This is a genomic window from Nocardia coffeae (genome assembly GCF_019890715.1).
Lineage (GTDB): Bacteria > Actinomycetota > Actinomycetes > Mycobacteriales > Mycobacteriaceae > Nocardia > Nocardia jiangxiensis.
The window spans coordinates 90,050-111,215 of sequence record NZ_JAINZY010000002.1 but is presented as its reverse complement, the minus strand read 5'-3'; the positions used below and the strand labels follow the sequence as shown (position 1 = coordinate 111,215).

Here is a 21,166-nt window from a genome sequence, read left to right as displayed (position 1 = left end):
CAGTGCGATGACGACAACCGATTTCCATCCCGATCTGCGTCTGGCGCGGTTCCTGCCACATTCGGTGGTGGGGCCGCGTCGGCTGTGGTTGATCCGGCGGCTCATCCGTCTGCAACCAGCGGGACGCGCCGCGAACGCGGTGGTCGAGCAGGCCGGGCCCGGGGTCCGCGTCCGGGTGTTCCGGCCCGCCGGTGCCCGCGGCCTGCGGCCCGGAGTGCTGTGGGTGCACGGCGGCGGTCTGATCATGGGGTCCGCGGCCATGGACGACGCCCGTTGCCGAGCCTTCGCCGATCGGCTGGGCGCGATCGTGGTCTCGGTCGAGTACCGCCTCGCCCCGGAATATCCGTTCCCGATCCCGTTGGAGGACTGCTACACCGGATTACGTTGGCTCGCAGCGCATCCCGACGTCGACGCGGACCGCATCGCGATCGGCGGGGACAGTGCGGGCGGCGGTCTGACCGCGGCCCTGGCGATGCTGGCCCGCGATCGCGGACGCATCCATCCGATCATGCAACTGTTGGTCTATCCGATGCTCGACGATCGCAGCAGCGCCCGCACCGACATCGATCGCAGCCGCCTGCGGATGTGGGATCAGGACAGCAACCGGCTGGGGTGGAACTCCTATCTCGGTCCGGCGTCGGTCGGCGCCGTTCCCTCGCTGGCGGTCCCGGCCCGGCACCAGGATCTCACCGGACTTCCACCCGCGTGGATCGGCGTGGGCACCCACGACCTGTTCCACGACGAGGACATCGCCTACGCCGAGCGGCTGCGTGCTGCCGGGGTGCCTTGCGCGCTCGAGGTCGTCCCGGGCGCGTATCACGGCTTCGACCACGTCGAGGCCGGGACCGAGGTCGCCAAGGCGTTCTTCCGGGCGCAGGTCGCCGCGCTCTCGGCCGCGTTCGAGGGTCGGCAGCCGGACCACGACAACCGGTGATCGCGGGACAGCACCTTCGGTAAGCGCCTGGTCGGGTGCTTGCTATGTCGTACACGGCAAGCTCACGGGCTGCTCACAGGAAGCTACCGACTGGGCAGGGCTCAATGGTCACCGTGACGACATCAGTCCTGGACACCTCATCGGTGGTCCCGCCGCGTCCCGCGGCCCCCGCATCGGCCGGCAGGTTCGGCGGCAGAGCCGTCGAACGCGCCGGTCTGGCCGCGCTCTTGATCGCGACGGCGGTGTTGTACCTGTGGAACATCACCATCAACGGGATGGGGAACCAGTTCTACGCCGGGGCCGCGTGGGCCGGTTCCAAGAGCTGGGAGGCCCTGCTGTTCGGGTCGCTGGACCCGGCCAACTTCATCACCGTGGACAAACCGCCGGTCTCGCAGTGGGTGATGGGGCTGTCCGGCCGCATCTTCGGCTTCTCCAGCGCGAGCATGCTGATCCCGCAGGCGCTGATGGCCGTGGCGGCGGTGGCGCTGCTGTACGGCGCGGTCCGGCGGGTGAGCAACAGCCACCACGCCGGGCTGCTCGCAGGTGCGGCACTCGCGCTGACGCCCGTCGCCGCGCTGATGTTCCGCTTCAACAATCCCGACGCGGCCATGGTGCTGCTCATGATGGCCGCCGCCTACGCGACCGTGCGGGCATTGCAGCGCGCCTCGACGCTGTGGATAGCACTTGCCGGTGCGGCACTGGGTTTCGCCTTCCTGGCGAAGATGCTCGAGGGCCTGATGGTGCTGCCCGCGCTGGGTCTGGCCTATCTGATCGCCGCACCCAACCCGATCCGCACTCGCATCCTGCAGTTGTTCGGCGCGCTGGTCGCGCTGCTGGTCGCCAGCGGCTGGTATGTGGTGGTGACGTTGTGGTGGCCCGCGTCGACCCGGCCGTATCTGGCCGGATCGACCGACAACAACTTCATGAATCTGGTGCTGGGCTACAACGGCTTCGCCCGCGTCCTGGGCCGTAACCATGGCGGTGGCGGTGGCGGGCATGCGCAGACTCCCCCGGCGCACGCTGCCGCGCAGCTGCCCGCGGGCCATCCTGGATTCGGCGGCTTCGGCGGCCAGGTTCGCGGGGTGGAACGCCTGTTCAGCGGTGAATTCGGCGTCGAGATCGGCTGGCTGCTGCCCGCCGCGCTACTGGCCTTCGTCCTCGTGCTCATCTCACGGGGCCGCGCACCGCGCACCGACCTGATGCGGGCAGCCGCGATCGTGTTCGGCGGCTGGATGATCATCGACGGCGGTGTGCTCAGCTACATGAACGGGATGGTCCACCCGTACTACTGCCTGTCGATCGCGCCCGCCGTGGCCGGAATGTTCGCGCTCGGCATCCGGGAGATGTGGACCCGGCGCGAGACTCTCCTCGGACGGCTGGGCACGGCCGCGCTGCTCGCGGTGACCGGAGTGTGGAGTTTCGTTCTGCTGCAACGCAACAGCGGCTGGTATCCGGAACTGCGCTGGGCGATCCTGATCGTGACGCTGCTCGCCGCGGTGCTGGTGGCGATCCCGTGGACGTATCGCGCCCACCGCAGGCTGGGCGCGGCGGTACTGACCGTCGGCATCCTGGGCGGACTCTCGGGCGCGGCGGCCTACTCGGTGGCCACGGTCGCCACCGCGCACTCCGGCGGCGGGCCGACCGTGGGCCCGGCGCAGGCCGACGGGCACGGCGGCTGGGGGCAGGCCCAGGCGAACCCGCAGCTGACCGCACTATTGCAGAAGACGAATTCGACCTGGGCCGCGGCGGTCAACGGCTCGTCCAGTGCGGCCGGTCTGGAACTGCAGAGCGGTAAGGCGGTGATGGCCATCGGCGGATTCTCCGGTAGCGATCCGACGCCGACCCTGGCCGAGTTCCAGGCCGACGTGAAGGCGGGCAAGATCGGCTACTACGTGGTGCAGTCCAACGGTCGCGGTCAGGGCGACGGCGGCAGCTTCGATTCCCGCACGGACACCACCGGCACGGCCGAGCGGTCCGCGACCGGCGGCGCCAGGACGCAACGGTCGCAGACCACGGATCCCGCCCGGATGCCCGGTGGCTCAGGTGGTTTCGGCCGCAACCAGCACACCGACATCACCAACTGGGTGACCGCCACGTTCACCCCGCAGCAGGTCGGCAACGCGACGGTCTACAACCTGCGCGGATAGCAGGGCTGCTCATCGGCACGAAAGAGCCCGGCACGCAATCGATCTTGCTGCGCGCCGGGCCTTCGGCATTGCCGCCCAACAGGATCCGCCTCCATCCTCCCGGCGACACCGCACGGTGCGCCGCCTCGTCACCCGCACCCGGCGCAGGGGTCGGTCATCGGCGGCGTGGTTCGGTTCGGCGGCTCGATCGATTCCTGCGCTGTGCCCCAAGGGGTTTCGGGTCAGCGCTTGCGGCCGACCGCGGCGTATCCGGCCGCCGCAGGCCCCTGGCCCGCGGATGCCAGGCGGGTCACCTCCGGCTCGACGCCACCGGGGAACCAGCGTTCGATGGCGACGATACCGGGATCCAGCAGATCCATATCCTGGAAGAAGCGCCCCACGCCGTCGCGGTCGCGCGCTTCCATCTCGATCCCGCTCGCCCGGTACGCCTGCACCGTCCCCGCCACCATCTGTGGATCGAAATCCGTTGTCAGATGGGTCATCACGAGATAGGAGCCCGACGCCAACGGCGCGAGCAGCGTATCGACGATCTCGTAGATCCGCTCACCCGGAACGAAGTGGCACAGTGCGATCAGGCTCAGCGCGACGGGCTCGTCGAAATTCAGCGTCTGCCGGACCTCCGGTGCGGCCAGGATCCGCTCCGGCTCGGTCACATCGGCCGCCACATAGCGCGTGCGGCCCTCGGGCCGCCCGACCAGCAGCGCACGCGCGTGCGCCAACACCAGCGGATCGTTGTCCACGTAGACCACCCGCGCGTCGGGTGTGCTCTCCTGCGCGGCCTGATGCAGATTCGGCACGGTCGGAATGCCGGTCCCGATGTCGAGGAACTGCCGCACACCGAGTTCGGCGGACAGATGCCGCACCGCGCGGACCATGAACTGGCGGTTGCCCCGGGCGACCGCGCGCACCGAGGGTATCGCCTGCTCGATCTTCTCGGCCGCGGCGCGATCGGCGGCGTAATTGTCCTGGCCGCCCAGAAAATAGTCGTAGATCCGAGCACTGTGGGGTTGATCCTGTTGCAGATCCCCCGGTCCGTCGGCGTGGGGCACGGCCCTCCTCTCATCGAACGATTCGCCTTGTCGTCGTTGAGGAGTTAACCATCACGGACCCCGCCACACGCCGCGACCGGGACAAATTCCCCGGCGAATCGGATGCCGATCCGCCGGGGGGCCGTGCACAACTCGGTTACTGCGCGGTGTAGCCGCCGTCGACCAGGTGGTAGCTGCCGGTGATGAAAGTGGCCGCGTCACTGGCCAGGAATGCGACCAAGCCCGCGACCTCCTCGGGCGTGCCCAGACGGCCGAGGGCGTGTTTGCTCGCCAGCAAGGCGTGCGCCTCCTCGTCCATGGTGGCGGACAGCAGCGGCGTCTCGATGAAACCGGGGCCCACGGCGGTGACCCGGACCTTCTGCGGCGCGTACTCCAGCGCGGCGTTCTGGGTCAGCCCCAGCAGACCGTGCTTGGCCGTGACGTATGCCGAGGAATTCGGGAAGCCCACACTGCCCAGCACCGAGGCCATATTGACGATTGCCCCGCCCCCGGCCGACGCGATGACCGGAAGTTGTTCGCGCACACCGTAGAACACGCCGTCGAGATTGACCGACAGCACCTTGCGCCAGCTCTCGGTCGAGTATTCGCCGACCGGTACGGCCTCGCCGCCGACTCCGGCATTGTTGACCGCGATCCGCAGCGGCCCGAGTTCGCCTGCCGCCTCGACGCTGCGGCGCACGGTGTCGGGATCGGAGGCGTCGCCCTCGAACGGGGCCGCGGCGCCGCCCGCGGCGCGGATCTCCTCGACCACGTCGGCGGCGTTGCCCGCGTTCAGATCGAAGACCAGTACCGCCGCGCCGCTGCGGGCCAGTTCCAACGCCACGGCCCGGCCGATACCGGAACCACCGCCGCTCACGATCGCCGAGCGGTCCGCCACATCGTAGACAGCCATGTCCGACTCCTCTCCGAGCCGAACGCCGGTGCGTTCGACTGATGGATTTCCGAAACGCCCTGAACTCGCCAGCGAGTGTAGCTAGAAATTTGCCATCCACCCTGCGGTTCGCCTCGCATGCCGTTGGGCGGCCGTGTGCGCCGAGGTCGAATCAACTGTTCTTTCGGGGCTTCGCCGATACGCGGAACAGCCTTCCGGACAGATATCACCGGACCGTCCGGCACGGCATGGCGGCGCTGTGGAAAAGTCGACGGCATGCTGGTTTCGGGTAATGCTCGCGGGACGGATCGCGGCGGCGTCGCGCCCACGGTCGGACTCGCCGATATCGCCGGGGGCGCAGCCGATCTCGCCGTCGACGAGACGAGCCTGCCCCCGAACCCGCTGATCGTGGTCGATCTGAATCTGGATCAGTGGGAATACGCCGATGCGGCGGTGGCCGCACTCGAACGACGCACCGTCGTCGTGGTCGGCTTCGCCCGAACGGGTTTACCTCCGGCTGCCACACCGATTCTCGAGGCGTTGACCTGCACGCTCGCCCCGGACGGCCCCGGCCGCACCTGGACCCCCGGCACCACCGGCGACCTGGCGCAGATCGCCGCCACCGTCAGCGCCGCCCCCCGCGCGGCACTGACCTTGACCGGACTGCTCGAGCTGACCTCCCGCAGCTGCGTCGCGGACGGGCTCGTGGCCGAATCGCTGGCCTATTCGATGTTGCTGGCCGGTCCGGAATTCGCGGCCTGGCGGGCGGATCGACCCCGACGTGAGGTCCCCGAGGCGGCCGATCCGGTGCTGCTCGACCGCACCGGCGATGTGCTGACGGTGACGTTGAACCGCCCGGATCGGCACAATGCGTTCGGGCGGGCGGTGCGCGACGGCGTACTGACCGGGCTGACGATCGCCGAGCACGACGACTCGGTCCGCGAGATCGTCCTGCGCGGCAACGGCCGATCCTTCTGCAGCGGTGGCGATCTCGACGAATTCGGCACCGCGACGGATGTGTCCGCGGCCCACCTCGTCCGCCTCCAGCAGAGCGCCGCGCTCGCGACGCACCGCCTCGCGCCGCGGGTGCGGGCGCTCCTGCACGGCGCGTGCATCGGCGCGGGCATCGAGGTGCCGTCGTTCGCGGGCCGGGTTCAGGCCGCCGCGGACACTCGGATCCGGCTGCCCGAACTGTCCATGGGCCTGGTGCCCGGAGCCGGCGGCACGGTCGGCATCACTCACCGAATCGGTCGCTGGCGCACCGCATTTCTCGCGCTCACCGGCTGCGACATCGACGTCGACACCGCACTCGCCTGGGGATTGGTCGACGAGCGGGTCTGAGCTGTCGCCGTTGCGGGCCCGAGTGGCCGCAACGAATTGCGTTGTCCCCCTGAGGATTCCTCAGACCTGGGCGGCGACCACCACGGCCAGGGCGATGGCCGTCGCGGATTCGGCCAGGCGCTCACGGGAGATCGTCAGCCGCCCGTCGACCCAGTCCAGATACAGCGCCACCAGCGAACCGCTCAACGCGGTACTGGCCACAGCGAGAGTCTCCGCGTCGCCGGGAACCAGTGCGTCGATATCGGATCCCAGGACCGCTGCCAGAGTCTGCACGAAAACCGGTGCGCGACCGGCACTGTGCGGGCGCAGGACGTCGTTCGCGAGCGGTTCGCGCAGCAGTACGTGCGCTCGCCGGGGATCCTCTTCGAAGTAGGCGGCGCAGATCTCCAGGGCGGCGCGCACCGTGGCGGACGGATCCAGTTCGCGCGGAACGTCTTTCATCCGATCGCGCAGTCCGTCCTCGACCCGGTCGTACACCGCGATCAGCAGATCCTCGCGGTTCGGGAAACTCTCGTAGAAGTAGCGCGGGCTCAGATTCGCCTCCCGCGTCACCGCGCGCATGGTGACCGCCGCGGACCCGGCCGTGCCGAGCAGATCGAATGCGACCGCCAGAATCTGCTCGCGCCGGTCGACGGATCGATCCTGCAACGTCTGCCCTCGCCACAGTTTGGGTGCGCTCACCGGTTCATCGTCCCATCATCGACGCGAGCGCATACAGTCCGCACCGTCGGGGGTTGTTCCATCGCGTCGTGAATCGCGATCGTCGCTGCTCGCAGGGTTGTTCGCACTGTTTGTCCGGTATCGGCGGTTCGACAACCGACTCCGCTCCGGAAAACAGAGCACGTTTCCGGACTGATGTCTGGAATGTGGTCCAGATCATATGGTAGGTTCGCCCGCATGGCTCGGGTACGGCAATGCGGTCGGACAAGGAGGTTCGATGTCGACCATTGATCTGGACGAACGGCCCGAGGTTTCGGATACACCGTCCGTCACGCCGGTTCCGAAAGCCGGTGCGGCCCTGCGCCGTAACTTCTCGGAGACGGTCCTGTCGAGTCTGGCGACGCTGGGCCGGGCCCTGCGCATGGGTGTGGACGCGATCGGCATCGGAGTCACCGACGCGATCCGGATGCGGTTCCAGATCCACGAAACCCTCACCCAGGCATGGTTTCTCATCAAGGTCACCGCCGTCCCGGCCATCCTGATGGCCATCCCCTTCGGCGTCATCGTCTCCACCCAGGTCGGCAACATCGTCTCCCAACTCGGCGCGGACTCGATGATCGGCGCCGCGGGCGGCCTGGGCGTCATCAAACAGGGCGCACCCATGGCCGCGGCCATCATGCTCGGCGGCGCGGGATCGGCCGCCATCGCCTCGGACCTGGGCGCACGCACCGTCCGCGAAGAAGTCGACGCCATGCGCGTCATGGGCATCGACCCGATCCAGCGCCTCGTCGTCCCCCGCATGGCCGCCATGATGCTCGTCGCGCCCATCCTGAACATCCTGATCGTCGTGGTCGGTATCGCATCGGGATTCGCGGTCGCGGTCACCGCCTTGAACGTCACTCCGGGCAGTTACTGGGAATCGTTCGGCTCGTTCACCGCACCGGTCGACATCTGGGTCTCGCTGATCAAGGCACTCATCTTCGGGTTCCTGGTCGTGATCATCGCCTGCCAGCGCGGACTGGAAGCCAAGGGCGGACCCCGCGGCGTCGCCGACGGCGTGAACGCGGCCGTGGTCATGTCCATCGCTGCGGTCACCGTCCTCAATACCGCTGTCACACAGGTGGTTACGATGTTCTTCCCGGTCAGGATGGCTTGATGACCGCTACCCCCTACACACCGGCCGGACTTCGAAACCTCAACCGGCTCCGCCGGCGCATCCGCCCCCTGGCCCCCATCGAATCCATCGGGTTCGTCCTGGGATTCATCTGGCAGGTGTTCTCGTCCATCCCGTACACGCTCATCCACTATCGGCGGCAGACCATCACCGTCATCACCGATATGACCTGGGGACGTGGCTCGGTGATCATCGGCGGCGGCGTGGTCCCGTTGATGCTGCTGATGGGCGCGGCCATGGGAGCCTCCATCGGCATCGAGGCCTACAGCGCCCTGAATCTGCTGTCCCTGGGTCAGCTCAGCGGCCTGATCTCCGCGTTCGGCGTCACCCGCGAACTCGCCCCCATCGCGGCCGGGGTGGGTTTCGCCGCTCAAGCCGGATGCCGTATGACCGCCGAAATCGGCTCGATGCGCATCTCCGAGGAAATCGACGCACTCGAATCCCTCGGTGTGCGTTCGGTTCCCTTCGTCGTCACTACCCGCGTCATCGCCGGAATCATCGCTGTCGCACCCGCATTCGTCGTTGCACTCATCCTCAGCTACTTCTCGTGCGAGCTGATCGTGACCACCATCCACGGCACCCCCGCGGGCACCTACGACCACTACTTCGACCAGTTCGTCCTGGGCTGGGACGTCATCGCGGCAACCATCAAGGTGATGGTGTTCGCCATCGCGGTCGTCCTGATCCACTGCTACCAAGGGTTTTTCGCCACCGGCGGACCCGAAGGCGTCGGCATCGGGTCGGGCCGCGCCATCCGCGCCAGCCTCGTGTCGATCATCGCCCTGGACATGCTCGCCACCATCGTTCTGTGGGGATTCCAATCCCCCATCACATTCACCGGGTGACCTCATGCCTGCCTATGCTCTGCCCGGCACCGAAGTCGGACCTCGTCGTGCGCGAATACTCGGCATCGGCGCGGTCGTCCTGGTGCTGCTGGCCCTCATCGTCTGGCGGGTCGTCCCGGACTCATCGCCCGCAGACGAAATCCATGTCGCTCTCATCACCGACCGTGTCGGCGAAGGCATCGCGCACGGAACCGACGTGCGCCTGGATGGAGTCCGGGTCGGCTCGGTCAACTCCGTCGCCATCGCCGGACAAGGCCGCCAGCGCATCGAACTGAACCTGCTGCGCTCGCAACTGTTCGGCCTGACCAACGCCCTCACCGTCGACTACGCACCCGGCAACCTCTTCGGAATCACCGCGCTACAACTGAATTCCGCGCACGGCGGCACGACGCTGACGAACGGGACGACCGTCGATCTCACCGGTCGCAACGCCGATCGGGTCAGCGACGCGACCCTCGCCGCCCTGCTGGATTCCACCGGAACGCTCACCAGCGATGTGCTCACCCCCAAGCTCGCACAGTTGCTCAACACAATGTCACGTGACATCAGCGCGTTCACCCCGCTCATGCAGGCGATCGGCACCACGGCCCGCTCGTTCACCGAAACTCAGCGGCTCCCACCGTCTTTCCTGCTCACCCAGTTCGGATCGGCGCTGGATGGCGTTCCGCCGATGTTGTCGGGCGCCGCGGTACTGCTGCATTCGGACCTGACCAACACGCAGCTCCGGACATCGGCGGAACTGACCCGGTTCACGCAGATGTTCGGCGGCGTGCAGAACCAGTTGCTGCCGGTCGTCACGCAGACATTCGGGATCTCCGATCAGTACTTCGGCGGATTCATTCCCCTCGGGAGCCTGATTTTCGATCAGGTGTCCGGCTCGGTCAGCACGCCCGCTCGCTCGGGAGAGCAGTTGCGCGAGTTACTCGCCCGGCTCGACGCCGCGTTCCACGACTCCCCCTCGGGCCCGGTGCTCAACACGCGTGTCGAACTGGACACCGTGCCCGGACTCGCCGCACCGCTGGCCGCCGCGCTCAGCCACCGTCCCACCGCAGGAGCGCGCTGATGCCGACCCGTTCCCTGTTCATCCGAGTGGCCGTCGTGGTGCTCGTGATGGTCGTCGCGCTGATCGGAGTGTTCCGGTTGGTCCAGCGACCGGTCAGCGGTGAAACCGACTCGTACACAGCGATGTTCACCGACGCCAACGGATTGCGCCTGGGCGACGACGTCCGCCTGTACGGGGTCCAGGTCGGCAAGGTCGGCGACGTCACGCTGGACGGGACCCTCGCGCGGGTGCGCTTCACCGTCAAACACGGCCACCCGCTGTTCACGAATACCAAGATCGCCGTGCGCTATCAGAACCTCACCGGATTCCGCTACCTGGACATCGAGCAGCCCGATCAGCCTGGCGCACACCGCGATACGAAGACCGTATTCGGCACCACCGATACGATCCCCGCATTCGACATCACGACATTGTTCAACGGACTGCAACCGGTGCTGGCGAAGATGACGGCCGGTGACCTCAACCAATTCGCGAGCAGCATGCTCGCGGTCATCCAGGGCGACGGTACCGGTCTGGGCCCCGCCCTCGGCGCGATCGACAAGTTGAGCCGGTACGCGTCCGATCGTCAGGCGGTGCTGTCGACACTGGTGAACAATTTCGCCCAGGTCTCCCAGCATCTGTCCGGCAAATCCGGCAATGCGATGAAACTGATGACCAATCTGACGGATCTGTTCGTCACCATCACCGATAAGCTGCCCGGCCTGATCCAGTTCGCCATCGACATCCCGCCGGTGCTGCGCCCGTTGATCGACATGCTCAGGGTGCTCGGCGTCACCGGCCAGAGCAACCAGGACCTCGACGCGCTGCTGCGCCGGGCCCTGCCCGATCCGCACCAGGCCACCGCGGTGCTCGGGCGGCTGCCCGGACTCGTCCAGACCATGGCCGCGACCATTCCCCCGACCGGTCCCGGTGCGAAGACGACCTGCTCGCACGGTGTCGCGGTCGCCCCGGCGCCGATCTCGGCGCTCATCGCCGGACAGAGGATCACACTGTGCCACCGATGACCACGAAAGCTCGAATGAACCTGCGCCTCGGCACTGTTCGCACCGCATTGCGCGGCACCGGCCGCGACCTGCGGTGGGGTATCGCGGGACTCTGCGCGGTGATCGTCCTGGTCGTGGCCATCGGCGTGATCGACATCGTCGGCACCACCCCGGCCCGCACCTACACCGCGGAGGTGACCGACGCCCAATCCGTGCGCACCGGTGACGACGTACGCATAGCCGGGATCCCCGTGGGAAAGGTGACGGCAGTGGACCTGCTGCGCGATCGGGTCCGGATGAAGTTCACCGTCCAGAACGGTGTGTTCCTCGGGGATCAGACCACGCTCGGCATCCGCATGCTCACGATCGTCGGCGGATATTACGTCGCGGTGGAACCGGCGGGGACCCAGCCGCTCGGGTCGAAGGTGATTCCCGCGCAGCGAGTCATCCTGCCCTACAACCTGACTCAGGCGTTCCAGGACGCGATCACCCCGATCCAGAACGCGGACGGTGATGTCATCCGCCGGGATCTCGCCGCGCTGAGCTCCTCGGTGAACGCGAGCCCGGACGCGCTGCGCGTCGCCATCCGCGCGGCGGGAGATCTGACCGGGATCATGGACAGGCAGAATGCGGACATCTCGCGCACCCTGTCGCTGGCCGACGAGTACCTCACTGCCCTGAACAAGAATTCCGATGTCCTGGTTCGGCTGCTCACCACCTTCCGCACCCTCGAGATACTCGTGGCGAACAACCGCGACCAGCTCAGCCAGGCGCTGCACTGGCTCGCGGAGGTCGTCCAGGATTTCAGCCCGTTCGGGCGGGCCTGGGACAGATCGCTGAAGGAGCGCGCGCAGCCGCTGGCCGACGCCATACCCAAACTCCAGGAACTCGGCGGCAAGATGAACACCCTGCTGGATTCGCTGCACACTCTCGAGCAACGTCTCGTTCCGTTCACCCAGTCCGGTAACGGTGTGACGGTGGACCAGTCCGCGGCCACGACCACCGACATCTGCGTGCCGGTTCTGGGAGGGGGATGCTGATGCTGGCCAAGATTCTGGGCTCACGCGGGCTGATGTCCGCCGCGGTGATCGTCGTGCTGGTGCTCGTGGCGGGCGTCGGACTGGAACTCACCAAATCCGGTCCGGGCGAACGCAGTTACTGCGCCGACATGCCGGACAGCATCGGCCTGTACAAGGACAGCGCGGTCACCATCATGGGCGTGCAGGTCGGCAAGGTGACCAGCATCGAACCCGACGGGCCCGCGGCCCGCGTGCGTTTCACGGTCCGGTCCGATCGCACGCTGCCCCCGGACGTGGGCGCGGTGACGGTGAGCAACACCCTGATCGCCGATCGGAACCTGGCGCTGATCGGTGCCGAGCCCGCCTCGGGCCCGGGCTGGAGTTCCGGCCGGTGCATCACCAAAACCCTGACGCCCAAGAGCCTTTCGCAGACCTTCGACGCGCTGGCCGCACTGTCCGATCAGCTCGACGCGGCGAAGGATCCCGCGCAACGAAACGCGGTGGGCTCCGGTCTCGACGCGCTCGATCGCGCCACCTCCGGTTCCGGCGAGCAGATCAATTCCCTTGTGCTGCAACTGAGCCGCGCGCTGAACTCACCCGACGCCGCCATCGGCCACATCGGCAAGCTCCTGGACGATCTGACCGACCTCGCGCACCGGGCCCACAACGGTTGGTCGAATGTGCAGGCCACCTTGATACCGCTGGCCCAGACCTTCAGCGATATCAACACCCTGGCCTTCCCGCCGGTGATCCAGATGGTCGCCGGGCTCACCGATGTGCTGCCCCAGCTCAACGATGTCATCATGATGTTCGGCACTCCCGCGCTGCGGGCGCTGGACTCGATTCCGAACCTCGCGCAACTGATCAGCGCCGGAGTCGGGTCACTGGCGGAGATCATCCGCATGGCCCCGGGTATCGCCAGCGGTTTCGCCGGTGCGATCGACCCGGTCAGCGGTCAGTTCACCATCGGCTACGCCCCACCGAAACTGGCTCTGCCGCAGGCGAACACCGCGCAGCTGTGCGCGGCGACGCAGACGATCACCGGGCAGCGGTGTCAGACGGCGGCCAACGGGGCGGTAACCGTCCCCTCGCTGCCCGCACTCCTGGCGGCGGTGAGCGCGAAATGAAACGAACCACCCTGCCCGCGCGGCGGATCGCCGCGAGCGCCCTGCTCGCGGCCACTCTCACGGTCGCGTGCGGCGGATGCGATTTCCAACCGGCCGACATCCCCGTTCCGGGAACGGGTGTCGGCGGTCCGACCTATCATCTGCGCATCGAATTCGCCGATGTGCTCAACCTCCCACAGGGCGCGAAGGTCATCGTCGACGGCGTGCGGGTGGGCCGGTTGACCCGTGTCACCCTCGTCGATCCCGTTGCGGCCGCACCGAATCGGACCGCGCACAAGGGATATGTGATCGCCGACGTCGACATCAGCTCCACGGTGCGGCTGCCGGTCGGCACGACTGCGGAGATGCAGCAGGAGACTCCGCTGGGCGACGTGCACATCGAACTCACCGAACCGGCCGCATCCCGCACCGGATCCACGACCTCCGATGCCACCATCGCGCCGGATGCGACGATTCCGCTGACCGATACCAAACAGTCACCGCCGATCGAGGACATCCTGGCCCGGCTGTCCACCTTCGTCGGCAGCGGCGCGATCACCGACATCCAGGCCATCGTGCACAAGATGAACGGCATTCTGCCCCGGGATCCGAAGGAGACGGCGCGGATCGCGGCGACCCTCGGCTTCGATCTGGGCGATCTGGCCGACCACACCAACTCGATCCACGAGGTCGTCAACGGCATCAGCTCCACCGTCGACGACGGTCTGCTGAAGAACACCCCGACCCTGGATCCGCTGCTCACCCCGGAGGGGGTGGAGCACACCACCGACGTGATGAACGCCGAGATCGGCGTCATCTTCGTGCTCACCGCCCTCGGGCCGATGGCCGGCCAGACGAAATGGCTCGGGCCGGTGGTCGGTTCGCTCGACAACTCCGTGCACGCGCTGGTGCCGATGCTGTTCGGCGCTCATCCGCTCGACGCCGGATCGCCGTCCAACTACGCGAAACTGGTCGATCTGATTCAGAACAAGCTCATCCCCTTCGTCGATCATGGTCCCAAGCTCAACATGGTCGGGGTGAGCGTCGGCCCGGCTCCCGCCGCGGCGATGTCACCGGACGAGCAGACCGGCCGCATCGTCGACACCCTGCGCATGATCGGAGTCGTCCGGTGAATCTCCGTGCGACAGTGTCGCTTTCCGCGATCGCCGCGGTGCTGGTGCTGGGCATCGCCTATATGACGGTCGGCGTGCTGCACCTGGATCCGCGACGCGGCTATTTCACCGCCGATATGCGGCTGGACAATTCCGGTGGGCTCGGCGCGAATTCCCCGGTGCTGTACGACGGGGTCCAGGTCGGCCGCACCCAGGCGGTGAGCACCCGGGCCACCGGAGTACTCGTACGCCTGCGGATCGACGATCGCTATCACATCCCGGCTTCCAGTGCCGTGCGCATCGAGCAGCTCTCCGCGCTCGGCGAGCCGTACATCGAGTTCGCGCCGACAACCGGCGACGGGCCGTACCTGCGCGACGGCCAGGTGATCGCGGCCGACCGGATCCAGATGCCGATGACCATCACCGCGCTGTCGGCGCGACTGGTTCAGCTGATGGATCAGCTTCACCCCGAAGCGGTTTCGCATCTGGTGGGCACCTTCGACACCGCGTTGTCGGGGACCGACGCGGCGATGCAGACCTTGCAGCGATCCACCGATCTGCTCGCTGCCACGCTGCTGAGCCGCACCGAGGCGGTCCGCCGCCTGTTCAGCGATATGCAGGCCATGGGCGGCGATATGGCCTGGGTGGGGCCGTCGCTGGCCGAGGCCGGACCGCAGCTGGGCGATTTCGGCACGTCGCTGACCAAGATCGTCGAATCCGGCTCGATTCTCGCCGGGAGACGTCCCGTACCGGACTATTTCACCGGTACCGGGCTCGTGCCGTTCCTGAAGGATCTGAACACGCTGATGCAGAAGATCGGTCCGGACGTCGCACCGCTGGCGCCCGTGCTGCAACCCGTGGTGAACGGCGCGGTCGCCCATGCGCCCCGGATCGATATCAGCACGCTGATCAGCCAGGCGTTGCAGAACACCGACCCCGACGGGACATTGCATTTCCGGATAAAGCTCAAATAGCCGTCCGGATGTCACCAACGCCGGCCCGGCAGAAGGAGATCACCATGGGCACCGCGACAGACGACAAGACCGACGAGAAGATTGCGGCCGATACCGAAAAGGAGTCCGCGGCAAAGGAGTCCGCGGCCCCGGCCGCCGAGCCTCGGGGTCCTCGCACCCTGGCCATCCGATTGTCGACGGTGCTGACCACGCTGGTGATCGTCGCCCTGCTGGTCGTGGCGATCGTGTTCGGCTGGCTGTACTTCTCCGCGCGCTCGACCATCTCGGACACCAATGCCCGCGCGGCCGACGACAAGCACGCCGAGGACGTCGCCTCGAAGTACGCGGTCGGCGCGTCCACCATCGACTACCACGACGTCAAGGGCTGGATCGCGCGGCTGAAGGACGGCACGAATCCGCAGCTGTCGGCCAAATTCGATGCCACCGCACCACAATTGGAGCAGATCCTGCTGCCGCTCCAGTGGACCTCGAAGGCCACGCCGCTCTCGGCGGCGGTGACCTCGGAATCCGGCGGAATCTACAAGGTGAACGCCTACCTCAACGTCAATTCGACCAGTGCGCAGGCCCCCGACGGCGCACAGACCACGGTGACCTACTCGCTGACGATCGACCGCGATTCCGGCTGGAAGATCACCGATGTGGGCGGCCTGGAGAACGCGCTGCCCACCAAGTGACGGCCGTACCGCGGTGGTGCGCCCAGGGCTGGCGGGCGCGCCACCGCCGTACGGCCGTACGGCTCAGCTCGGTGCGATGACGCCGGGCCGGCCGATCAACGGCAGGTCGAGCGTCGTGCGGATACCCGGCTCGGCCGCCACCACCGCGGGAATCGCGTTGACGATCCGGCCCGCGGCCGCGACGATCGCGGCGTGGTTGTGGTCGCCCTTGCGGCTGGTCGGGCAGATGTCCACGAGATAGTTGGGCTCACCGGCGATTTCGACCCGATAGGACCCGCCCGCCTGTGCCGGTTGCGGCCAGTCGGGGCACAGGTCCTCGCGCAGCCGGGTGATGTGCTCGACGACGATGACCGGTGCGTCGCCGACCATCCCGCGCACCTGGAAACGCAGCGCCGCCAGGCCGCCCTCCGGAATCCGCCCGGCTGCGACGTCGAACGCCTCGGGCGCGGGAATTCGCTCGTATTCCTCTGTGATCGAATCGATTTCGACGCCCAGGCCCGCGGCCAGCTGCCGGATCGCCGGGCCCCACGCGATGCTCAGGACGCCGGGCTGCAACAGCATCGGCACCTCGTCCAGCGGTTTGCCGAAGCCCATCACCTCGAACATGACGATCGCCCCGTCGTAGGTGGCGTAGTCGGCGATCTCCGAACAGCGCACCTGTTCCACGGTCTGGCAGGTGCCCGCCAGGGCCAGCGGCAGCAGATCGTTCGCGAATCCCGGATCGACGCCCGTGACGAACAGACTGACGTTCCCCTCCTTGGCCGCTGCCTGCACCGGGTCGATGTACTTGTTCGGCAGCACCTGCCACGGATACATCAGCAGTCCGGGCGAGGAACCGACGATGTTCACGCCCGCGGACAGGATCTTGCGGCAGTCCGCGATCGCCTCCTGGATGCGGGTGTCGCCCATCGCGCAGTACACGACGCAGTCGGGTTGGCCGGCCAGCAGGGCGTCGATCGAGTCGACCGCGTTGATTCCGGTCGAAACATCCAGTCCGGCAAGGGTTCCGGCATCCTTGCCCACCTTCTCCGGGGTGGACACCCACACTCCGGTCAGCTCGTAGTGCGGACTCTCGATCAGTCCGGCCAGGGCGAGCCGGCCGACATTGCCGGTACCGATGTGAGCGACGCGGATGGGCATGAATATCTCCTCAGGGGCAGGTGGCCGCGGGTCGCATACACCGCAGGCCAGAGTCCGATCAGTTTTCCGGACAGTAGTCTGGAACAGGTTCCAATTTGTATGTTAGCGTGACCGCCATGGGACGTGTAGACGGCAAAGTTGCACTCATCAGTGGCGGCGCTCGCGGAATGGGCGCGGCGCACGCGCAGTTGTTGGTGGCCGAGGGAGCGCGCGTCGTCATCGGCGACGTCCTCGACGACGAGGGGAAGGCGCTGGCCGAATCACTCGGCGCCGCAGCGCGTTACGTCCACCTCGACGTGTCCGAACCCGAGGCGTGGGACGCCGCGGTGTCGCTCGCGCAGCAGGAGTTCGGCCTGCTGAACGTCCTGGTGAACAATGCCGGCATCGTCAACGGCGGTCCGCTGCAGAAGTTCGACATCGATAAGTGGCGGCGCATCCTGGATGTGAACCTGACCGGCACGTTCCTCGGCATGCGCGCCGTGGTCGAGCCGATGATCGCCGCGGGCGGCGGATCCATCGTCAACGTCTCCTCCATCGAGGGGCTGCGCGGCGCGCCCTGGGCGCACGGCTACGTCGCCTCGAAGTGGGGTGTGCGCGGTCTGGCCAAATCCGCGGCGCTCGAGCTGGCGCCGCACAAGATCCGGGTGAACTCCCTGCACCCGGGCCTGATCCGGACGCCGATGACCGAGAACATCCCCGACGATCTGGTGACCATCCCGCTGGGCCGCCCCGCACAGCCCGAGGAGGTCGCCACCTTCGTGCTGTTCCTGGCCAGCGACGAATCCTCCTATGCCACCGGCTCGGAATTCATCGTGGACGGCGGCCTGGTCACCGCGGTTCCGCACAAGTCCTGAGCGCGTCGTCCCGGAGGCTACGATGACTCCGCGGTACCCGAATCCTCATCTCACGTCATGGGAAAGGTGGTGACGATGACCGAAACCGTGCGCGGTGTCATCGCTCGTGCAACCGGAGCGCCAGTCGAACTGGTCGACATCGTCATACCCGATCCAGGACCGCACGAGGTCGTTGTGCGGGTTCAGGCGTGCGGCGTGTGCCACACCGATCTGACCTATCGGGAGGGCGGCATCAACGACGAGTTCCCGTTCCTGCTCGGCCACGAAGCCGCGGGAATCGTCGAGCGCGTCGGCAATTCGGTCACGCACGTCGAGATCGGCGATTTCGTCGTCCTGAACTGGCGCGCGGTGTGCGGTCGCTGCCGCGCGTGCCGCCGCGGCCGTCCCTGGTACTGCTTCGACACGTTCAACGCCGAGCAGAAGATGACCCTCACCGACGGCACCGAACTCACTCCGGCCCTGGGCATCGGCGCGTTCGCCGACAAGACCCTGGTGCACGAAGGCCAGTGCACCGTCGTGGATTCCGCGACCGATCCGGCCGTCGCGGGTCTGCTCGGCTGCGGCGTGATGGCGGGTCTGGGCGCGGCGATGAACACCGGGAACGTCGGGCGCGGCGACAGCGTGGCGGTCATCGGCTGCGGCGGCGTCGGCGCGGCGGCCATCGCGGGCGCGCGCCTGGCGGGCGCGACGACGATCATCGCGGTCGACCGCGACGAGGCCAAGCTGACCACCGCGGTCCAGCTCGGCGCGACGCACACCGTGGCCGCGGCCACCGAGGACGCGGTGGAGCGAATTCAGGAGCTCACCAACAGTTTCGGCGCGGACGTGGTGATCGACGCGGTCGGGCGGCCGGAGACCTGGAAGCAGGCGTTCTACGCCCGCGACCTGGCCGGGACCGTGGTGCTGGTGGGCGTGCCGACCCCCGATATGCGACTCGAGATGCCGCTGCTGGACTTCTTCTCGCACGGCGGATCGCTGAAATCCTCCTGGTACGGCGACTGCCTGCCCGAACGGGATTTCCCGATGCTGATCGAGCTGTACCGGCAGGGCCGCCTGCCGCTGGAGGCGTTCGTCTCCGAGCGGGTCGGCCTGGACGCGGTGGAGGCGGCCTTCACCACCATGAAATCCGGCAAGGTGCTGCGCTCGGTGGTCACGCTGTGAGTTCCGGCGCTCGTATCGAGAAGGTCGTCACCGCAGGCACTTTCGAGCTCGACGGCGGCAGCTGCGCGGTCGAGAACAACATCTGGATCGCCGGGGACGACAGCGAGGTCGTCATCGTCGACGCCGCGCACGATCCGGCCCCGATCCTCGAGGCGGTCGGCGATCGCACGGTGCGCGCGATCGTGTGCACGCACGGGCACAACGACCACATCGGCGCGGCACAGCAGCTCTCGGCCGAAACCGGGGCGCAGATCCTGCTGCATCCCGGCGACGAGATGCTGTGGCGGGTCGTGTATCCCGAACTGGACTTCGGCCCGCTGTCGGACGACATGCGAATTCCGGTGGCGGGCACCGACATCCAGGTCGTGCACACCCCCGGGCACTCCCCCGGTTCGATCTGCCTGTGGGCGCCCGAACTCGAGACGTTGTTCAGCGGTGACACCCTGTTCTCCGGTGGCCCCGGCGCCACCGGACGCTCCTTCTCGGACTTCCCCACCATCATCGGCTCCATCCGCGACAAACTGTTCGCGCTGCCCGCGGCCACGACCGTCCGCACCGGTCACGGAGACAGCACCGAATTGGGCGCCGAGAGCCCGCATCTGGAGGAATGGATCGCCCGCGGGCACTGATTTCCCCCGCAGCACAACCTATCTCGAAGACGAGCACGGGGCCCGAGCGAGAATCTCGCTCGGGCCCCGGCCGTTTCGCCGCTCAGGCGTACTTGACCTCCCAGTGCTTGATGCCGTTGATCCAGCCCGAACGCAGCCGCTCGGGCTCGGCGAGCTGACTCAGGTCCGGCATGGCATCGGCCAGGGCGTTGAACATCAGATCGATCTCGAGCCGGGCGAGGTTCGCCCCGACGCAGTAGTGCGCGCCGGTGCCGCCGAAGGCCAGGTGCGGGTTGGGGTCGCGCATGATGTCGAAGCGGAACGGCTCGTCGAACGCGTCCTCGTCGAAATTCGCTGAGCTGTAGAACAATCCGACGCGCTGTCCCGCGCGGATCTGCTGGCCGCCGAGTTCGGTGTCCTCGGTCGCGGTGCGCTGGAATACCGTCACCGGCGTGGCCCAGCGGACGATCTCGTCCGGCGCCGTGCGCGGGCGCTCCCGCTTGTACAGCTCCCACTGGTCCGGATTGTCCACGAACGCCTTCATTCCGTGTGTGATGGCGTTGCGGGTGGTCTCGTTGCCGGCCACGGCGAGCAGGATGACGAAGAAGCCGAATTCGTCCGAGGCCAACCCCTCACCGTCGAGGTCGGCGTGTACGAGCTGGCTCACGATGTCGTCCAGGGCGTTCGCCCGGCGCTGCTCGGCCATGTTCCAGGCGTAGCCGAGGATTTCCATCGAGGCGTTCGACGCGGAATCGGTGTTGCTGGTGTCGCCGTATTCCGGATCGTCGTAGTTGAGCATCTGGTTCGACCACTCGAACACCTTGCGGCGGTCTTCCTGTGGCACACCGAGCAATTCGGCGATGGCCTGCAGTGGCAGCTCACAGGCGACCTGCTCGACGAAATCGCCGCGGCCCTCCTTCTTGGCGGCGTGCACGATCGCCGCGGCCCGCTCGGTCAGCGCCTCGCGCAGGCTCTCCACCGCGCGCGGGGTGAATCCCTTGGAGACGATCCGGCGGATCTTGGTGTGCTTGGGCGGATCCATGTTGACCAGCAGCGCACCGGTCAGCTCGATCTGGTCGACGGTGATCTCGCCGGGCAGCCGGATGATCGCGCCCTTCTGCTGCGAGGAGAACAGCTCGGATTTGCGCGAGATCTCCTTGATGTCCTCGTGTTTGCTCACCACCCAGTAGCCACCGTCGTGGAAGCCGCCGGACTGCGCGTCGGCCTGGGCGTTCCACCAGACCGGCGCGGTGCGGCGGAGCTGGGCGAACTCCTGGACCGGATTTCTGGTCTCCCACAGCGCGGGATCGGTGAAATCGAATCCTGCGGGTAGCGAGGGCGCGGACACTGCTGCCTCCTGGAAGGTCGACGTCGTCGTGGACCGAATATCGGCCGCGTCGGGGCTGGCCACCGCGGCACTGATCTGCACCGCCCGAAGCGGTAGGAATGCA

The 21,166-nt window shown here is 67.4% G+C and carries 20 protein-coding genes; 15 read left to right on the top strand and 5 right to left on the bottom strand.

The window, feature by feature from the left end; genetic code table 11:
• The first annotated feature begins 7 nt into the window (after positions 1-7).
• Complete coding sequence (locus K7711_RS09600; RefSeq protein WP_222967083.1) at positions 8-934, top strand: alpha/beta hydrolase; 927 nt, start codon at positions 8-10, stop codon at positions 932-934.
• 104 nt (positions 935-1,038) lie between these two features.
• Positions 1,039-3,081, top strand: coding sequence for an ArnT family glycosyltransferase (locus K7711_RS09595; RefSeq protein WP_222967081.1), 2,043 nt, complete (start codon positions 1,039-1,041; stop codon positions 3,079-3,081).
• Positions 3,082-3,302: 221 nt separating this feature from the next.
• Here K7711_RS09595 and K7711_RS09590 read toward each other — a convergent pair whose 3' ends face one another.
• Together K7711_RS09590 and K7711_RS09585 are read right to left on the bottom strand one after the other, a co-directional pair.
• A complete protein-coding gene (locus K7711_RS09590) occupies positions 3,303-4,130 on the bottom strand; it encodes an SAM-dependent methyltransferase (protein ID WP_308014605.1) in 828 nt (275 codons plus the stop codon).
• Positions 4,131-4,266: 136 nt separating this feature from the next.
• On the bottom strand, positions 4,267-5,022 hold the full coding sequence (locus K7711_RS09585) for an SDR family NAD(P)-dependent oxidoreductase (protein WP_222967079.1): 756 nt from the start codon (positions 5,020-5,022) through the stop codon (positions 4,267-4,269).
• A gap of 255 nt (positions 5,023-5,277) precedes the next feature.
• Between K7711_RS09585 and K7711_RS09580 the strand changes: the two genes are divergently transcribed.
• Positions 5,278-6,342 carry an enoyl-CoA hydratase/isomerase family protein gene (locus K7711_RS09580; RefSeq protein ID WP_222967077.1) on the top strand — a complete coding sequence of 355 codons (1,065 nt, stop codon included), beginning with the start codon at positions 5,278-5,280 and terminating at the stop codon, positions 6,340-6,342.
• A gap of 60 nt (positions 6,343-6,402) precedes the next feature.
• Here the strand turns inward: K7711_RS09580 and K7711_RS09575 are convergent, their stop codons facing one another.
• Complete coding sequence (locus tag K7711_RS09575; RefSeq protein ID WP_222967075.1) at positions 6,403-7,023, bottom strand: TetR/AcrR family transcriptional regulator; 621 nt, start codon at positions 7,021-7,023, stop codon at positions 6,403-6,405.
• Positions 7,024-7,279: 256 nt separating this feature from the next.
• Between K7711_RS09575 and K7711_RS09570 the strand changes: the two genes are divergently transcribed.
• Genes K7711_RS09570 through K7711_RS09530 form a run of 9 tightly spaced genes read left to right on the top strand, consistent with a single transcriptional unit; the run spans position 7,280 to position 15,952 of the window.
• Positions 7,280-8,158, top strand: coding sequence for an MlaE family ABC transporter permease (locus K7711_RS09570; RefSeq protein ID WP_222967073.1), 879 nt, complete (start codon positions 7,280-7,282; stop codon positions 8,156-8,158).
• Complete coding sequence (locus tag K7711_RS09565; RefSeq protein ID WP_222967071.1) at positions 8,158-9,021, top strand: ABC transporter permease; 864 nt, start codon at positions 8,158-8,160, stop codon at positions 9,019-9,021. Before K7711_RS09570 ends, K7711_RS09565 begins: the two co-directional genes overlap by 1 nt.
• A 4-nt stretch (positions 9,022-9,025) precedes the next feature.
• Positions 9,026-10,084, top strand: a complete 1,059-nt coding sequence (locus K7711_RS09560; protein ID WP_222967069.1) for an MlaD family protein — start codon at positions 9,026-9,028, stop codon at positions 10,082-10,084.
• The gene (locus K7711_RS09555; RefSeq protein WP_222967067.1) at positions 10,084-11,088 is read left to right on the top strand and encodes an MlaD family protein; all 1,005 of its coding nucleotides are present in this window, start codon (positions 10,084-10,086) and stop codon (positions 11,086-11,088) included. The genes K7711_RS09560 and K7711_RS09555 overlap by 1 nt, the downstream gene beginning before the upstream one ends.
• Complete coding sequence (locus K7711_RS09550; RefSeq protein WP_235746982.1) at positions 11,085-12,107, top strand: MlaD family protein; 1,023 nt, start codon at positions 11,085-11,087, stop codon at positions 12,105-12,107. The genes K7711_RS09555 and K7711_RS09550 overlap by 4 nt, the downstream gene beginning before the upstream one ends.
• On the top strand, positions 12,107-13,213 hold the full coding sequence (locus tag K7711_RS09545; RefSeq protein WP_222967065.1) for an MlaD family protein: 1,107 nt from the start codon (positions 12,107-12,109) through the stop codon (positions 13,211-13,213). The genes K7711_RS09550 and K7711_RS09545 overlap by 1 nt, the downstream gene beginning before the upstream one ends.
• Positions 13,210-14,325 carry an MlaD family protein gene (locus tag K7711_RS09540; protein WP_222967063.1) on the top strand — a complete coding sequence of 372 codons (1,116 nt, stop codon included), beginning with the start codon at positions 13,210-13,212 and terminating at the stop codon, positions 14,323-14,325. Before K7711_RS09545 ends, K7711_RS09540 begins: the two co-directional genes overlap by 4 nt.
• Positions 14,326-14,339: 14 nt before the next feature.
• Positions 14,340-15,278 carry an MlaD family protein gene (locus tag K7711_RS09535; RefSeq protein WP_308014604.1) on the top strand — a complete coding sequence of 313 codons (939 nt, stop codon included), beginning with the start codon at positions 14,340-14,342 and terminating at the stop codon, positions 15,276-15,278.
• A 44-nt stretch (positions 15,279-15,322) separates the two neighbouring features.
• Positions 15,323-15,952: a hypothetical protein gene (locus tag K7711_RS09530; protein WP_235746981.1), complete on the top strand. Its 630-nt coding sequence runs from the start codon at positions 15,323-15,325 to the stop codon at positions 15,950-15,952.
• Between the two features lie 63 nt (positions 15,953-16,015).
• On the opposite strand, the gene K7711_RS09525 is transcribed toward K7711_RS09530, so the two are convergent.
• Positions 16,016-17,092, bottom strand: a complete 1,077-nt coding sequence (locus tag K7711_RS09525; protein ID WP_222967061.1) for an NAD(P)H-dependent amine dehydrogenase family protein — start codon at positions 17,090-17,092, stop codon at positions 16,016-16,018.
• A gap of 116 nt (positions 17,093-17,208) precedes the next feature.
• Between K7711_RS09525 and K7711_RS09520 the strand changes: the two genes are divergently transcribed.
• The 3 genes from K7711_RS09520 to K7711_RS09510 all read left to right on the top strand — a co-directional run bounded on the left by K7711_RS09520 (position 17,209) and on the right by K7711_RS09510 (position 19,736).
• The gene (locus K7711_RS09520) at positions 17,209-17,946 is read left to right on the top strand and encodes a glucose 1-dehydrogenase (protein WP_222967059.1); all 738 of its coding nucleotides are present in this window, start codon (positions 17,209-17,211) and stop codon (positions 17,944-17,946) included.
• Positions 17,947-18,021: 75 nt separating this feature from the next.
• On the top strand, positions 18,022-19,107 hold the full coding sequence (locus tag K7711_RS09515) for an S-(hydroxymethyl)mycothiol dehydrogenase (RefSeq protein WP_222967057.1): 1,086 nt from the start codon (positions 18,022-18,024) through the stop codon (positions 19,105-19,107).
• Positions 19,104-19,736 carry an MBL fold metallo-hydrolase gene (locus tag K7711_RS09510; protein WP_222967055.1) on the top strand — a complete coding sequence of 211 codons (633 nt, stop codon included), beginning with the start codon at positions 19,104-19,106 and terminating at the stop codon, positions 19,734-19,736. Before K7711_RS09515 ends, K7711_RS09510 begins: the two co-directional genes overlap by 4 nt.
• A gap of 82 nt (positions 19,737-19,818) precedes the next feature.
• Here K7711_RS09510 and K7711_RS09505 read toward each other — a convergent pair whose 3' ends face one another.
• Complete coding sequence (locus K7711_RS09505) at positions 19,819-21,063, bottom strand: cytochrome P450 (RefSeq protein ID WP_222969184.1); 1,245 nt, start codon at positions 21,061-21,063, stop codon at positions 19,819-19,821.
• Positions 21,064-21,166: the final 103 nt, after the last annotated feature.

Bases quoted from the DNA above. Each gene is read 5' to 3' on its own strand.
- K7711_RS09600 (WP_222967083.1), top strand. From the start codon at position 8: ATGACGACAACCGATTTCCATCCCGATCTGCGTCTGGCGCGGTTCCTG.
- K7711_RS09595 (WP_222967081.1), top strand. From the start codon at position 1,039: ATGGTCACCGTGACGACATCAGTCCTGGACACCTCATCGGTGGTCCCG.
- K7711_RS09585 (WP_222967079.1), bottom strand. From the start codon at position 5,022: ATGGCTGTCTACGATGTGGCGGACCGCTCGGCGATCGTGAGCGGCGGT.
- K7711_RS09580 (WP_222967077.1), top strand. From the start codon at position 5,278: ATGCTGGTTTCGGGTAATGCTCGCGGGACGGATCGCGGCGGCGTCGCG.
- K7711_RS09570 (WP_222967073.1), top strand. From the start codon at position 7,280: ATGTCGACCATTGATCTGGACGAACGGCCCGAGGTTTCGGATACACCG.
- K7711_RS09565 (WP_222967071.1), top strand. From the start codon at position 8,158: ATGACCGCTACCCCCTACACACCGGCCGGACTTCGAAACCTCAACCGG.
- K7711_RS09560 (WP_222967069.1), top strand. From the start codon at position 9,026: ATGCCTGCCTATGCTCTGCCCGGCACCGAAGTCGGACCTCGTCGTGCG.
- K7711_RS09555 (WP_222967067.1), top strand. From the start codon at position 10,084: ATGCCGACCCGTTCCCTGTTCATCCGAGTGGCCGTCGTGGTGCTCGTG.
- K7711_RS09550 (WP_235746982.1), top strand. From the start codon at position 11,085: ATGACCACGAAAGCTCGAATGAACCTGCGCCTCGGCACTGTTCGCACC.
- K7711_RS09545 (WP_222967065.1), top strand. From the start codon at position 12,107: ATGCTGGCCAAGATTCTGGGCTCACGCGGGCTGATGTCCGCCGCGGTG.
- K7711_RS09540 (WP_222967063.1), top strand. From the start codon at position 13,210: ATGAAACGAACCACCCTGCCCGCGCGGCGGATCGCCGCGAGCGCCCTG.
- K7711_RS09530 (WP_235746981.1), top strand. From the start codon at position 15,323: ATGGGCACCGCGACAGACGACAAGACCGACGAGAAGATTGCGGCCGAT.
- K7711_RS09525 (WP_222967061.1), bottom strand. From the start codon at position 17,092: ATGCCCATCCGCGTCGCTCACATCGGTACCGGCAATGTCGGCCGGCTC.
- K7711_RS09520 (WP_222967059.1), top strand. From the start codon at position 17,209: ATGGGACGTGTAGACGGCAAAGTTGCACTCATCAGTGGCGGCGCTCGC.
- K7711_RS09515 (WP_222967057.1), top strand. From the start codon at position 18,022: ATGACCGAAACCGTGCGCGGTGTCATCGCTCGTGCAACCGGAGCGCCA.